The organism is Paenibacillus turicensis (genome assembly GCF_017873435.1).
GTDB classification, from domain to species: Bacteria; Bacillota; Bacilli; order Paenibacillales; family Paenibacillaceae; genus Fontibacillus; species Fontibacillus turicensis.
In genome coordinates this window covers 13,786-28,142 of record NZ_JAGGKG010000012.1, presented here as the reverse complement: position 1 = coordinate 28,142, position 14,357 = coordinate 13,786, and the positions used below count along the sequence as shown (strand labels likewise).

Below are 14,357 nucleotides of genomic sequence, written 5' to 3'. Positions count from 1 at the left end.
ATTAATAACTGAGACAGTCTTCTTCTTATTTGTTTCTAGTCCTCTAGCTCTACATTATGATAAACCTGCTGTACATCCTCTAAATCCTCAAGCAAATCAATCATTTTCTCAAATTGCGCCTGAGCATCTTCAGCTAATTCAATATAGTTTTGTGGTAGCATTGTAATTTCAGCAACGGTAAACTCAGACACACCTGCATTAGTAAATGCTTGTTGCACGACATGGAACTGATCCGGATCAGCATAAACGATCACCGCTTCATCTTCCTCGATGATATCACGCACATCTAAGTCTGCTTCCATTAACAATTCCAACACTTCATCCGCTGTTTTGCCAACTAAACCAATGACTGCAGTCTGATCAAACATATAACTAACAGAACCACTAACGCCTAGGTTTCCACCATTTTTAGTAAAGGTAGAACGCACTTCAGAGGCAGTCCGATTTACGTTGTTGGTCAACGCATCCACAATGACCATGGAGCCATTGGGTCCAAAACCTTCATATCTCAGTTCATCATAGTTTTCCTCTGAGCCACCTTTTGCTTTTTCGATCGCACGATCAATAATCGCTTTAGGTACGTTATAGGTTTTAGCACGCTCTAACACAAATTTTAATGCTTGGTTCGACTCTGGATCTGGCTCGCCTTGCTTGGCAACAACATAAATTTCGCGTCCAAACTTAGCATATATACGACTTGTATTAGCATCCTTGGATGCCTTTTTTTCTTTAATATTATTCCATTTACGGCCCATACGTATTTTCGCTCTCTTTCAACATTGGATAAATACAGTCTATATTATTATAGCCCTTGCATCCATCTTGTTCAAATGATATATTTCTCTTTCATTAAATGGATAAAATTTGTATATCAGGTAAAACCTAAGTGAAGTCATATATTTATTTAATGAGGTGATATCTAAGTTGGAATTGATTAAAGATCTTGGCATTATTTTCATTAGAATTGTTACCATTTTTCCACTCATGTTATGGGTGACCTTATTTATTATGGGGCGCAGAGCAATTGGTGAAATGCCTGTATTTGATTTTCTTGTTGTGCTCGCACTAGGTTCTGTTGTTGGGGCGGATATCGCTGAGCCTAAAATTCAACATATTCCTACTGCATTTGCGGTACTTGTCATTGGACTTGTACAAAAATTATTTTCTTATTGGGTGATCCGTTATCGACGTTTCGGTAAGCTCGTGACCTTTGAGCCAATCATCATTATATATGAGGGGAAGCTGGTTCATAAAAATTTAAAAAAGTCTAGATATTCAGTCGATAATATTTTTCAATTGTTACGTGAAAATCAAATTTTTGATCCAAGCACAGTGAAGCTAGCCATTATTGAAGGGAGTGGTAATTTAAGCTTTCTAGAGGAGGCACAGGCCAGCACAACAAGTATATCCTATCCGGTCATTCGTGAAGGTGTAATAGAAGAACACATTTTATCTACCTTTGGCTTAGATGTAGTCTGGTTATTTGATCAACTAGAGCAGCAACAGCTTGATTTGAAAAATATTTTTGTTGCCACAGTAGATGATAAGCATCAATTGCATTGCACGAGATATATTGAACCTGAGCATCAGCAATTGCCGCCTATTGCGCATTAATAAACCCAATAATTCCATCTATGAGTATGTATAGATATTTCTTCCATTTTTAAAAAGCATATGCTAGAATTGTGAAGAAGCTAGTAAAATATCATGGAGAGAAGGTCAGTGAATAGACATTACGGTGCAATCTACAAATATATGAAAACGCTCACATTTTCTCAAATGGTTTTTTAAGCTTATTTTATTGGGATAGGGAGGTTTTTGAATGTTTTCATCGTTTCAAAGGATTGGCAAGCTACTCTTATCATTTGCATTACTAGCAAGTATTAGTGTGTACGCTGGTGGCACAACAAGAGCCGCGGAGGAAAATCTTTATTTTCACACTGATGGTAACAAAATTGTGGATGCTTCTGGTAAAGAAGCCGTATTTAATGGACTCAACTGGTTTGGCTTTGAAACCCCCAATTACTCTCCTCATGGTTTATGGACCCGCTCAATGGATGACGTATTAGATCAAATCAAAGAAGAAGGCTATAACTTAATTCGCTTACCTTTCTGTAATCAAATGTTTGACGAGGACTCTGAGCCTAATAGCATCCGGTATGATATCAATGCTGATTTAGTTGGACTAAAGCCGATTGAAATTATGGATAAACTAATTAAAAAGGCTGGAGATCGTGGTATCCGCATTTTCCTTGATCGCCATCGCCCTGACTCTGGTGGACAATCGACATTATGGTACACAAGTGCTTACCCTGAAAGTCGTTGGATTAGCGATTGGGTTATGCTAGCTGATCGTTATAAAGATGACCCAACTGTCATTGGTGCTGATTTGCATAACGAACCACACGGCGCAGCAAGCTGGGGTACTGGTGATTTAGCTACTGACTGGCGATTAGCTGCTCAGCGTGCAGGGAATGCAATTTTAGCAGCCAATCCAAATTGGCTCATTATCGTTGAAGGCATCGAAAAAAACGTACAAGGTAATGATAGTAAATACTGGTGGGGTGGTAACCTAACTGGAGTTCGTAATTATCCCGTACAGCTTAGTGTACCAAATCGTGTTGTTTATTCACCACACGACTACGGCCCAGGCGTAGCATCACAGCCTTGGTTTGATGACCCTACTTTCCCTAACAATATGGCTGCGATTTGGGATGCAACTTGGGGTTATATTAGCAAGGAAGGCATCGCGCCTTTAATCGTTGGTGAGTTTGGAGGTCGCAGTGTGGATACCGTGACAGTAGAAGGTCGCTGGCAAAATGCACTCGTAGATTACATTGGCGAAAACGGATTGTACTGGACGTATTGGACTGTGAATCCGAACAGTGGGGACACAGGAGGATTGTTACAAGATGACTGGGCAACATGGAATCGTCCAAAGCAGGATATGCTTGATCGGATTATGAAGCCAGTTACATTTATCCCAACCAATCCGGATAATGGCGGCGGAACACAACCTGAAGTGATTGAAGTTGCCCCATTATATCTAGTTGGAGATAAGACCGCTTCCACCGGTTCAATTCGCGCTAATTTACAGCTAAAAAATAACTCTAACGTACCTGTTAAGCTAAGTGATGTTACGGTTCGCTACTGGTATACAGAGGATGGAAATTCCGATCAGAACGTTGTGATTGATCACGCTACTGTAGGTAAAACCAATGTCGTAACTAGTGTGGTTCCTGTGACACCAGCTAAACCTAAAGCAGATAAGTATGTAGAGTTTTCATTTCTTGATGGTGCAGGTAAGCTAGCCGTCAATGGCAATAGCGGTGAAGTTCAATTTCGAGTGCATAACACCAATTGGACTAATTTAAATCAAGAAAATGATTATTCCTTTGACCCCACTTCAACTAGCTATGCTGCAAACGATCGAATCACTGTATATTATAAAGGCAATTTGATTTTTGGAATTGAGCCGTAAATAATACAAAAAAGAAGTACTTTTGATTAAGAAATGAAATAGAAAAGGATAGCGAATTTAAAATGTACCCTTTGTAAAGGACATTTCAATTCTTGCTACCCTTTTTTATTTCTATACTTATTTAAGATCAAACAATTTTAAAGCCCCATCCTTTGTGCAAGGGTTAAAATCCAATTGTTCAATAGGAACTCCATGCTTAATTCCATATTGAATGACCTCTTTCCAATCACTTTGATTCGGGGTGGTCTTAAATACAGCATCTTGATAAACCACAAACATTGTATCGTCCGAGAAGAAATGATTATACCAACAGTCTTCGTTAATCGGTATCATATTGTCTTGCAGTTTTTTTAATTGGTTTTTCTACTTGTTTTCCACTTTGATCGGCACGATATAATCTATCGTTACTTTTTCACCTCGACTGGAGGGCTCACAATAACGATCATCTGTATATACCTCACACCAGTAAAAATTTTCATGGTCAATTTGCTTGCCTGTCTTCTCCACCGCTTCCGTAATTAACAAATAAGCAGATTCCACAATATCAGGAACTTGATTTCCCTCTATTTGAATATGTGCTGTTAAGCCACGTGGGATATGCTTTGAATAAAGTCCTTCTGGGATTTCTGTACCAACCTGTACGAAGTCGCCAATGATCAATTCAAAATTGTGCATATCTTTAAAATTGTACATCATCCCGATCCCAGCATTAGCATCAATATCATCGGGGCGCTTCACATCAGATACTACACTAAGTTTTGTAGGCGTATCCCCCTCAAAAAATGCCTGCCACACCTTGCCTGCCTCAAAAAACGAGGTTTCGGTATGCATCCCAATCATAATGCGCTCTTCCACTTCTTTGTAAATAATTTTTTTCATTTCCGCCATAATCCGCTTTCCTCCTATAAATCTCATTTCTAAGTAATTAATCGGAAGAAAAATATTTAAGTTCGCAGTTTCGAGCTTGGCTTCTGATGGGGTAATCCCATGATGCTCCTTAAAGGCACGCGAAAATGCTGAATGCGACTGGAATCCATACTTTATAGCAACATCCAGCACAGAGATATCACTATTTTTTAGATTTAAGCCCGCCAGTGTAAGCTTACGCTTACGCACATAGTCCGCTATACTGACACCGGATATAAATATAAAAATACGTTGGAACAGCGCCGCGGGACTCATCGCAATTTTTGATATTTCATTATAGTCAATTTCACCGCCGTAAAGTATCACCTTCTCAAGATATTGGATTACATCATCAAAAGTTTTACTGCTTTTCATCTATTCACCCTCCGTTATGGCTAGATTAAATGAAATTAAAGCGCATTGCTTTACATCAAGCGTACAGTTTTTGCACAAGGAAGTTATAACAATATGTAAATTGTGCTCCATTTAGAAATTAGCCCATGACAACGATAGGAGTCTGGTAGTTACGATCCAAAAGGAACAATACTAAAAATCCCCTTGCGTTTAACAGTATGGAGTTTAAATGCTTATCCACTCCTCTTCTGTTAAACATAAGGGGATTAAAAATTATGATCAAGCTTACTACTTCCTCTGAGCATTACCTTAATTAAGCCTCATCATTTCATTAGTGATTAACACACACACCAGCTAGCGAACGGGCAGAGGGATTCTGGAGATCGTCTCTTAAAACCAGATTTTAACATTTAACAAATCATTCTAAACAATCTGGTTTTAACAACGACCGTAGGAACCTCTGCCCCGTAGCTTCCACCTTCATCGTGTCAATCACCTAATTCCTCTATGCATTAACCTCAATTAAGCCTCATCATTTCATTAGTGATTGACACCCACCCCAACAAGCGAAGGGACAGAGGGATTCCGGAGATCGTCTCTTAAAATCAGATTTTAACATTTAACAAATCATTCTGAATAATCTGGTTTTAACAACGACCGTAGGAACCCTCTGCCCCGTAGCTTCCACCTTTATCGTGTCAATCACTAATCGGTATGAGCCTTAATTAACTACAACCGCTTAAATTCAATCCAGTCAATCTGTAGCCCTGGCTTAATGAAGTCAAGCTTCATTTCATATGCGCCAGTATCCAAATGAACTTTAACTAGCTTTTGTTTAATCCAACTTCCTTCCGTACCATTGGTTTGGATCGTAACCACCGCTTGATCGTTAAGCGTTAGGTTACACGCACTTTGTGCAAGGAAAAACTCATCTGACATCAGTTGTACATAAATTCGATACTCTCCTGCTTCTTCCACCGCAAATAGGGTTGTCCCTGCTTCATTAGGTCTCACTTTAGCATCTACCGAGATGCTTTGGACTTGCTTAGCTGTTGTTGATTCTAAGCTAGAATTGCCTTTGATCGTAGCAGCTACTTCCTCTGGTTTAAGTGCTCTGAAAAATACAGGCGCCTTCATGAGAAACTCACAAATGTTAATCGCACTACGTTGAAGCTCCCCACGTGTCAAGGAACCATTTTCTAACGATTCCAATGTATTATCGCCCCATACGTTCGTTTCTGCACCATAATTCGTGACTACCTTATACAAATCATTTTGTGCACGCACCATCATATTCGTAAGCTTCCGGTCTGCTGGACCACCGTTGACGACATCGTTCATCACTGCCCACCAGTCTGTCATAACAATCCCCTTAAAGCCCCATTCACCACGTAAAATGGTTGTATTTAAATCGTAATTGGAAGCGGTCCAATGTCCGTTTATTGGATTGTAGGCGGTCATGATGGAGTTCGCCCCACCTTGCTTCACTGCAATTTCAAAGCCCTTCAAATAAATTTCACGCAAAGCTCGTTCAGATACAACCGCATCTACCTTGTTGCGGAATTTCTCCTGATTGTTACCCGCGAAATGCTTCAGCGTAGCATTGGCGCCACCCTTCATAATCCCCCGCGTACAAGCTGCGGCAAAGAGACCAGAAACTAACGGGTCCTCTGAGAAATATTCAAAGTTACGTCCGTTTAAAGGGCTACGACGAATATTTAATCCTGGTCCTAACAGTGCATCGATCCCGTTACGCAACAATTCTTGACCTTCCATCACGTACAAGGCTTCGACTAATTCAACATCCCAAGTTGCAGCCAGCAATGTTCCAATAGATACTTGGGTTGCTTTATGTCCACTATCCATACGAATTCCAGATGGACCATCTGCAGTACAACCAACAGGAATTCCTAGCTTACTCAAACTATCACTCACACCACCAAATGCAGAAGCTGTACCTGGGGTAACAAGTGGGCTACTCATTCCTTCACTACGCACAATGACAGCTAAATCCTCGTCACTTAACTGGGCAATAAATTGCTCCATGCTTACCTTACCTGCGGCTACGTCCTGTAGGGTATATCCTTGGTTGCCTGTCTGCTTAATGTCTTGTGGTAAACGGCTTGTAATCCGCTCAGCCATATCCACCTTACGTGTTGGTACAGGAACAAAGGCGATTTCATATGTGCCATCTTCCTTACGTGCACCTGGCTTCATTCTCGTAAATTCCTGTACTGGCGCCATCGCTTCCTCAAGCTGTTCTACCACTACTAGCTGATCAAGGTTAAACCCATCCTTGCCATCCACCTGAACCTGAGTTGTATTACGAATGCTGTTGCCAACATGGAACAAGTACATACCAGCCTCTAAAACATAAGCAAAAGCTACTCCACTTTCACCGTTATCGTCATACGCCGCCATATTAGATACAGGGAAACTCACAGTGACACGTTGAGATTCACTTGGCTGTAACTCCTTTGTTTTTGCAAACCCAGCAAGTGTTTTTACAGGTCTGCCTAATTTACCTTGTGGTGCTTCATAATAAACCTGTACAACCTCTTTACCAGCATAGGTTGCGCCGATATTTTTTACAGTTGCGGAAACTTCAATCCACTGCTGACCTTCTTTTGCTACCACATGTGCTTGCTCTGTCTCAATTGAAAAATCAGTATAAGATAACCCAAAACCAAACTCATATTGCACCTTTTCTGGGCAAAACGTTTCAAAATAACGATATCCTACATAAATATCCTCTTGATAAAAGTTTCTAAATTCATCCCCATAATTTCGTGTAGAAGGGTAATCCTCGATGGCGTAAGCAATCGTATCTGTGAGCTTGCCGCTTGGAGTTACATCGCCAGCAATGACATCTGCAATTGCATTGCCCCCCTCCATTCCACCATGCCATGCATAAATGACAGTAGGAATATCACGAAGTTCGTCTTCATTTAACCAGCTCATATCTATAATATTGCTCACATTTAGCACCACAATCGTCTGGGTAAAATGAGCACATACCTTTTTCAGCATATTTTTCTCATCGTCTGTAAGTCTATAGCTACCAGGCTCATCTGCATTATCCTGATCTTCCCCTGCTGTCCGACCAATGACCACAATCGCCTTTTGGGATTGCTGTGCCGCATTAGCTACGATCTCATCGGTTAAAGGCATCTCCTTCTGATGCCATGGCTCGGCAGCCCAACCGCCACCACCATTATCAAACGGGTTTTCCTTCACCCATTGCTCGTAAATTTGCGCTAACTGCTCGTTGATCTCAATATCCTTTTTATTACGAAGTCCTTCTAGCAGGCTTGTTGTATGGGTTACATTTACACTCCCACCTGAACCCGTACCACTACGATAATAGTTAATTTGAACTCGGCCAAAGACCGAAACCTTCTCATTTTTTTGAATAGGCAAAACATGTCCTTCATTTTTCAAAAGCACTGCCCCTTGTGCAGCAACCTCTCGACTAAATTCAGCAAATCCCTCTAAGGGTATCCCTAATTTCTCCATACCTTATCTATTCCCTCCTGATGTTTCTTTCAAAGTACTGCTACATCAACAATGATAGCGCATTCTTAAATCAGTATTAGAATTGAATTTAAAGCTAGTTCTCTAAATTATAGCCTTCCCCCAGCAAGCATGTCCATATCACAACTTAATAGAATATCATGCTAAAATTACAGATTTCGAGCATGAGCAACATCATATCCCCCAATAAATGTATATCGTAAAATAATGCTAGGTTCTATACATTCCTATATCTTCTAAAGTAATAAATTGGATTAAAGAGGGCGAGACAGGCAATAACAATAAACATGATAAATGAAAGGGGATCTCCAGCTATCCCTAATTCATCAGCAATAATACCAATTTGATAAGTTATTATTACAGACACAAATAACGAAGTGACTGAAAAACTGATCACCATAAAACCATTTATTATCTTTCTCTTGAAAAAAGCCATTGCAAACAATGAACACACTAACATTAAAATAAATAAAATATAGATCGGCCTAAAGCCTATGTAGGCTCCATCAACAATTCCGTTTACCATTAAAATATTCTCCTTACGGCATCAAAAGTATATACAAAAAAATAGCGGTTATGCACTCCTTTAGCTTTATTTAACAATTAAATATACGGTTATCCCCATTACTATAAAAGGCAAACCAAACAAAAACAAAAATTGAGATTGCTTTACTCTCGACGTCCGATCCTCCTCTGTCTCTTGATGATAGTTAGCTCTAGAACGATCTCCACTTATAAATGAACCTGTGAGTAAACCTGAAATAATCCAAATAACTACACCTGTAATGAAGGTAACATTTAATGCAGTGTCAATATCCTTTGTTAATCTCATAATTGTAATAGTCAGTACACTAACAATTGCGCCATATAGTATTGATTTCAACCTCATCACCCCGTTATAAGTAGTGAGCTATAATATGTCAACTCAATCACTTGTATATTTTCTATGGCCTAACTCCGATAACTTTACTTTAGCATATCACCAATATATTAGAAAATGTGAGATCAAGAGCTACAAGGTGCATAATGGTAATGACGAAGCACATACTAAGATTCAACTACAACTACAAAGGAGATGGCTTCCACTTGGATCAACAACAGCACGAGCCAGATAAGAACCTAGTTAATACAGTGAAAAGGCTGGAGGAAACACCGGTAAATAGTCATGAAGCACAACAGCTGCAACAGGCGCGTAACGATCGTCGTAAGCAAGCCTTGCATAACAGTGATGGAAAATATAAAGAAAATGAGTCTGGAAACTTCCATTAAGTGAATTTCATCAGCCATAAAATTAAGCTTTAAATCTAGACTTTAATTGGACACTCAAACATAATTGAGGCATTAAAAATATTAAAACACAATATTTCATATGAAAAAGAAGCTTCTTCGCCCACATATACGTGGATGTAGAAGCTTCTTTTTGGCTATCCTTACTAAATTAGAAACTCTAGATTTAAAAATTTGAGCTCAAGACCTGATCTTCAAGCTTGCGTTTCCTTACTTCTTCAAGCCTTTCCATACCCAGTTTTCAACCTCTGGCAAGTCAGTACCTTCTTCACGAATAAAGTGGTGGTGTTTGTTCACCATTTCATCCATTTCATTTGCAATTGCAGTATGTGCTTCAGAAGCAGGCAAGCTAAGCACAGCTTCCTTCACGAGGTCGAAGCGGTCCATTTGGTTGACAACACGCATATCAAATGGGGTAGTGATATCTCCGTTTTCACGATAGCCATGTACATGCAAATTATGATTGTGACGATCAAAGAACAAGTCTTTGATTAAGCCTTCATAACCATGGAATGCAAAAATGACAGGTTTATCTTTCGTGAAGAAGCCATCAAATTCAGCATCAGAAAGACCACGAGGATCTAGCTTTTGACTTCTTAATTTCAATAAATCAACGATGTTAATGTATCTAATTTTAAGGTTTGGCAGCTTCTCATTTAAGATGGAGATTGCCGCTAGCGCCTCCATGGTTGGTTCTGTTCCTGCGGAAGCAAATACAACATCAGGTTCAGCGCCATTGTCTGTGCTTGCCCAATCAATAATTTTAAGACCTTTATCCACTAATTCCTGCGCTTCATCCCCATTAAACCATTGTGGACGTGGGTGCTTAGAAGAAACAATCAAGTTAATTTTTTGACGGTCATTCAAAATGGTATCAAATACTGCAAGCAACGAGTTTGCATCTGCTGGCAAATATTCACGAATGTATTCTGGCTTCTTATCTGCTAAGTGGCCTAGAATACCTGGATCTTGGTGCGTATATCCATTATGGTCTTGTTGGAACACGGTAGATGTTGCCACAATATTCAAGGATGGAATTTCTGCACGCCAGCCTTGATCTGTCGCTTTGCGCAACCATTTGAAGTGTTGTGTAATCATGGAATCAACAACGCGTAAGAAAGCTTCATAGCTTGCAAAAAATCCATGTCGTCCAGTTAATACATAACCCTCTAGCAACCCTTCCGCTTGGTGCTCAGACAATTGAGAGTCAATAACGCGACCATAATTAGCTAAAAATTCATCATTAGGTTCAATGATTTCTGACATCCATTGACGTTTCGTAACCTCGAACACAGGTCCTAGACGGTTAGACATTGTTTCATCTGGACCAAAAATTCTGAAATTTTTGTTGTCTTCGTTTTCAACGAGGACATCCTTTACGTATTTACCAAGCACGGACATATCCTGCGCTAATACTGCGCCTGGTTGGCTTGTATCTACAGTGTATTTACGGAAATTAGGTTTTTTCAATTCCTTCACAAGATGCCCTGCATCAGCATGCGGATTTTTACCCATCCGTCTGTTACCCTTTGGAGTCAGCTCAGCAAGCTCTGCTTTTAATTTACCATTAGCCTCAAACAACTCTTCTGGTCTATAGCTGTGCATCCATTCCAACAATGCAGGTGCATATTCCATATGCTTTTGATCTACTGGAATCGGTACTTGGTGAGCACGGAAGGAGCCCTCATTTGGCACCTTATCCCATTCCTTAGGTCCAGTCCAACCCTTAGGGGAACGGAAAATTAGAACAGGCCATGCAGGAATCGTTAAATCGTTATTTTCACGAGCATTTTTTTGAATCGCATGTATTTTTTCAATAATGATATCTAAAGTTTCAGCCATCGCTGTGTGCATTTTTTCAGGCTCGCTACCTTCTACAAAATGAGGGTCCCAGCCTAAGCCTTTGAAATATTGAGTTAGCTCTTCAGTTGATTTGCGAGAAAGAATGGTTGGGTTACTAATTTTGAAGCCGTTTAAGTGTAAAATTGGCAATGCGCAACCATCTGTAATTGGGTTAATAAAACGGTTAGAGAACCAAGAAGCTGCAAGTGGTCCTGTTTCGGATTCTCCATCCCCGATGACAACAGCAGAGATTAGACTTGGATTGTCTAAAATTGCACCAACACCATGAGAAAGAGAATAACCAAGCTCGCCACCTTCATGGATAGATCCTGGTGTTTCAGGTGCGGCATGGGAAGCAATACCACCTGGGAATGAAAATTGCTTAAACAATTTTTTCATACCTGCAATATCTTGTGTAATTTGTGGGTAAATTTCAGTATAGCTGCCGTCTAAGTAAGAGTTAGAGACCATGACTTGACCACCATGACCTGGACCTTCAATATAAATCATATTTAAATCGTATTTATTAATAACACGATTAAGATGAGCGTAAATAAAATTTTGACCTGGAATTGTGCCCCAGTGTCCAATCGGTTTTACCTTTACATCTGATGCCTTTAAAGGCTCCTTCAATAAAGGATTATCCTTCAAGTATAGCTGACCTACTGAAATATAATTTGTTGCTCTCCAGTACGCATCAACCTTTGCCAAATATTCTTTAGATGAGTAATCCAACTTCGGTGCGATCATTGCCATTTCTTCCACCCCTAAACAATTTTTTTTGTAATTTCTTTCCGTTTTCTTTATTTTCAAGTACATCATACCGCTATCAAAATTAAATTCAACCTTTTTATCAATTAATACGGTCCAATTATGTGAAATTTTGAACATAGTATGAAATTTACAGCTATAAACTAGTTTTTATTCCTTTTATTTATAAATTATTATAAATTTTTACTTATTATAGATACACAAAAAAACTAGGGTATTTTCCCCTAGTCTTTTCTAAACCTTGTTTATTATTCTGATGTCTACGTTGTCAAATAATTCTTGCTTACTGCACCGATACAAAGGAATTAAACTTCATATATTTATAATGAAAACGCATATGCGAAAATTCAAATGGTGTTCCATTATCTAAAAAGAAAATACCTTCCATTACGCCTACCGGCTCATTTGGCTCTAACTGTAAAAGCTGCTGATCCTCAGCCTGAGAAGGCTCTGCAAACACGGACAGAAACGACTTCGTTACCGCAAGGTTGTGCGCATCCTCCAAATAATTAAAGATGGAGCCTTCAATAATTTCCTGATTTAAATTTTGCACAATTTTAATCGGAATATAGCCCGTCTCAATCATAAATGGCTGATCATCAAACAAACGTAAACGCACGATTTTATAAACAAAATCATATCTATCTATAAACAAATCTCGTTGTAACTCCTCTGTTGGAGAAATCACCTCAAAGCTGAGTACTTTGACCTTAGGCTTTTGCCCATGCATTTGAAAATTATCTGTAACCCCTAGGTTTGAGCCTTCATAATTGAAAATGGATTCATTTTTAATGTATAAAGGATTGATAAATGTTCCTGAGCCACGTTTTTTAAAAATGATGCCTACGTGCTCCATTTTATTCAAGGCATGTTTGACTGAACTTCGACTCACCTGATATGCTTCACTTAATGTCCTCTCGTCTGGTAATTTCATATCAGGAAATTGCCCTGCGAATATTTTCCTTTTGAGGTCATCCATAATTTTTTTATACACAAACTGCGTCATATCTTACTCCTCTTTTAAGGTCATTTTTCAGTTAACCCCAGTAAACCTAGTTTACCATATCCAATTAGGAGTTAGGTAAGCTTTCAACCGCCGTAAAAAATACATCCAACAATTTTTCGCCAAACTCAGCTTCGACATAAGCTTCAATTTTGTCTAGCTCCTCAAGGCTGTCATACTCCAAGCATGGTCTTCCTTCACTCCATAGCACTCTGCATTGGAATAATTGCTGCACCTTCTCGATGATGAAATCTTGCTCTACAGACTTACGGCTAAGCGACACGAAAAATCATTCCTTTCTTCTTTCTTTGTTTCCTATTTCTTTTGTTCATCGTTTCTGTGTTCATTGTTTTTCTTTCTTGGAAATGAGGGAGAATATGTAAATAATTTATTGAGTAGCTAAGGAAATAAGTTCACTGACCGTCACTAATTGATACCCCTCAGCAGTAAGCTCCTCCGCCAATAGCCGCACTGCCTCAATGGATTGGGAACGATCCCCATAACCATCATGGAAAATTAAAATACTTCCTTTTCTCAGCTTCTTTTTGGTCTGATCGATAATAAAATCTACACCTGGTTGTTCCCAATCCTGTGCCTCATTGTTTACTGCACCGATCGTATAATAACCACGATTCCCAACAAACTGCTGTACCTCATCATTAATGCCAAAGTAAGGCGGTCTAAAAACAGCAGGTTTTTTCCCTGTAATTTGAACAATTCGTTGTTCCATTTTTTCAATTTCAGCTTGAGCTTCCTCTAAAGAAACTGTCGCTAAATTGGGATGGGTATACGTATGGTTTCCAATCTCATGTCCTGCCGCGTGCGCCTCTCTTGCTACCTGCTCTGCGTCTTCTGAAGCATCCATCTGTTGACCTAACATAAAAAAGGTTGCTTTGCCCCCAACCGCACGAAATATATCAAGTAGCTGTCTCGTATATAACGGATTAGGGCCATCATCAAAAGTAAAAGCAACAATCTTGTCCTCTGTAGAAACCTGTTCAAGCACGCTAAATTTAGTTAACTTATCCATTACACTCACCTCGAATTTAAGTTACTCCTATCGCTATGCCCCTACATTATACCGTATCTCACTATGTCAAAAAGTGAATGTTGCCAAACATTTCTTAAATTGTTGAAAAAAAGCCCACCCCGATAAAGGGATGGACTTAGAAATAAGTT

General features: G+C 39.4%; 13 protein-coding genes. 3 read left to right on the top strand and 10 right to left on the bottom strand.

Translation table 11 applies throughout. The features are described 5' to 3' along the window. Positions 1-35 precede the first annotated feature (35 nt). Positions 36-755: a YebC/PmpR family DNA-binding transcriptional regulator gene (locus J2Z32_RS13125; RefSeq protein WP_210089626.1), complete on the bottom strand. Its 720-nt coding sequence runs from the start codon at positions 753-755 to the stop codon at positions 36-38. A gap of 169 nt (positions 756-924) precedes the next feature. On the opposite strand from J2Z32_RS13125, the gene J2Z32_RS13120 reads away from it, so the two are divergent. Both J2Z32_RS13120 and J2Z32_RS13115 read left to right on the top strand, forming a co-directional pair. Further along, a complete protein-coding gene (locus J2Z32_RS13120; RefSeq protein WP_210089625.1) occupies positions 925-1,614 on the top strand; it encodes a DUF421 domain-containing protein in 690 nt (229 codons plus the stop codon). A 208-nt stretch (positions 1,615-1,822) separates the two neighbouring features. Beyond that, entirely contained in the window at positions 1,823-3,481 is a 1,659-nt protein-coding gene (locus tag J2Z32_RS13115; protein ID WP_210089624.1) for a cellulase family glycosylhydrolase, read from the top strand. A 117-nt stretch (positions 3,482-3,598) separates the two neighbouring features. Here J2Z32_RS13115 and J2Z32_RS13110 read toward each other — a convergent pair whose 3' ends face one another. The 5 genes from J2Z32_RS13110 to J2Z32_RS13090 form a co-directional block, all read right to left on the bottom strand. Further along, positions 3,599-3,814 (bottom strand): hypothetical protein, encoded by a 216-nt coding sequence (locus J2Z32_RS13110; protein ID WP_210089623.1) that lies wholly within the window; start codon positions 3,812-3,814, stop codon positions 3,599-3,601. A 30-nt stretch (positions 3,815-3,844) separates the two neighbouring features. Beyond that, on the bottom strand, positions 3,845-4,762 hold the full coding sequence (locus J2Z32_RS13105) for a helix-turn-helix domain-containing protein (RefSeq protein WP_210089622.1): 918 nt from the start codon (positions 4,760-4,762) through the stop codon (positions 3,845-3,847). A gap of 708 nt (positions 4,763-5,470) precedes the next feature. Continuing rightward, positions 5,471-8,257 (bottom strand): glycoside hydrolase family 3 C-terminal domain-containing protein, encoded by a 2,787-nt coding sequence (locus tag J2Z32_RS13100; RefSeq protein ID WP_210089621.1) that lies wholly within the window; start codon positions 8,255-8,257, stop codon positions 5,471-5,473. Positions 8,258-8,492: 235 nt separating this feature from the next. Beyond that, the gene (locus tag J2Z32_RS13095) at positions 8,493-8,801 is read right to left on the bottom strand and encodes a hypothetical protein (protein ID WP_210089620.1); all 309 of its coding nucleotides are present in this window, start codon (positions 8,799-8,801) and stop codon (positions 8,493-8,495) included. Positions 8,802-8,867: 66 nt separating this feature from the next. Continuing rightward, positions 8,868-9,158: a DUF5316 domain-containing protein gene (locus J2Z32_RS13090; RefSeq protein WP_210089619.1), complete on the bottom strand. Its 291-nt coding sequence runs from the start codon at positions 9,156-9,158 to the stop codon at positions 8,868-8,870. A gap of 149 nt (positions 9,159-9,307) precedes the next feature. Between J2Z32_RS13090 and J2Z32_RS13085 the strand changes: the two genes are divergently transcribed. Next, entirely contained in the window at positions 9,308-9,544 is a 237-nt protein-coding gene (locus J2Z32_RS13085) for a hypothetical protein (protein WP_425343001.1), read from the top strand. A 228-nt stretch (positions 9,545-9,772) separates the two neighbouring features. On the opposite strand, the gene J2Z32_RS13080 is transcribed toward J2Z32_RS13085, so the two are convergent. The 4 genes from J2Z32_RS13080 to J2Z32_RS13065 all read right to left on the bottom strand — a co-directional run bounded on the left by J2Z32_RS13080 (position 9,773) and on the right by J2Z32_RS13065 (position 14,208). After that, positions 9,773-12,160 carry a phosphoketolase family protein gene (locus J2Z32_RS13080; protein ID WP_245251444.1) on the bottom strand — a complete coding sequence of 796 codons (2,388 nt, stop codon included), beginning with the start codon at positions 12,158-12,160 and terminating at the stop codon, positions 9,773-9,775. Between the two features lie 298 nt (positions 12,161-12,458). Beyond that, on the bottom strand, positions 12,459-13,181 hold the full coding sequence (locus J2Z32_RS13075; RefSeq protein ID WP_210089618.1) for a GntR family transcriptional regulator: 723 nt from the start codon (positions 13,179-13,181) through the stop codon (positions 12,459-12,461). A gap of 64 nt (positions 13,182-13,245) precedes the next feature. Beyond that, positions 13,246-13,461, bottom strand: a complete 216-nt coding sequence (locus J2Z32_RS13070; protein WP_210089617.1) for a hypothetical protein — start codon at positions 13,459-13,461, stop codon at positions 13,246-13,248. A 105-nt stretch (positions 13,462-13,566) separates the two neighbouring features. Continuing rightward, on the bottom strand, positions 13,567-14,208 hold the full coding sequence (locus J2Z32_RS13065; RefSeq protein WP_210089616.1) for a polysaccharide deacetylase family protein: 642 nt from the start codon (positions 14,206-14,208) through the stop codon (positions 13,567-13,569). Positions 14,209-14,357 lie beyond the last annotated feature (149 nt).

What these genes read in the sequence shown, in the direction of transcription:
- J2Z32_RS13125 (WP_210089626.1), bottom strand. Translation starts at nt 755, where the DNA reads ATGGGCCGTAAATGGAATAATATTAAAGAAAAAAAGGCATCCAAGGAT.
- J2Z32_RS13085 (WP_425343001.1), top strand. Translation starts at nt 9,308, where the DNA reads ATGACGAAGCACATACTAAGATTCAACTACAACTACAAAGGAGATGGC.
- J2Z32_RS13095 (WP_210089620.1), bottom strand. Translation starts at nt 8,801, where the DNA reads ATGGTAAACGGAATTGTTGATGGAGCCTACATAGGCTTTAGGCCGATC.
- J2Z32_RS13065 (WP_210089616.1), bottom strand. Translation starts at nt 14,208, where the DNA reads ATGGATAAGTTAACTAAATTTAGCGTGCTTGAACAGGTTTCTACAGAG.
- J2Z32_RS13110 (WP_210089623.1), bottom strand. Translation starts at nt 3,814, where the DNA reads ATGATACCGATTAACGAAGACTGTTGGTATAATCATTTCTTCTCGGAC.
- J2Z32_RS13080 (WP_245251444.1), bottom strand. Translation starts at nt 12,160, where the DNA reads ATGGCAATGATCGCACCGAAGTTGGATTACTCATCTAAAGAATATTTG.
- J2Z32_RS13100 (WP_210089621.1), bottom strand. Translation starts at nt 8,257, where the DNA reads ATGGAGAAATTAGGGATACCCTTAGAGGGATTTGCTGAATTTAGTCGA.
- J2Z32_RS13105 (WP_210089622.1), bottom strand. Translation starts at nt 4,762, where the DNA reads ATGAAAAGCAGTAAAACTTTTGATGATGTAATCCAATATCTTGAGAAG.
- J2Z32_RS13115 (WP_210089624.1), top strand. Translation starts at nt 1,823, where the DNA reads ATGTTTTCATCGTTTCAAAGGATTGGCAAGCTACTCTTATCATTTGCA.
- J2Z32_RS13075 (WP_210089618.1), bottom strand. Translation starts at nt 13,181, where the DNA reads ATGACGCAGTTTGTGTATAAAAAAATTATGGATGACCTCAAAAGGAAA.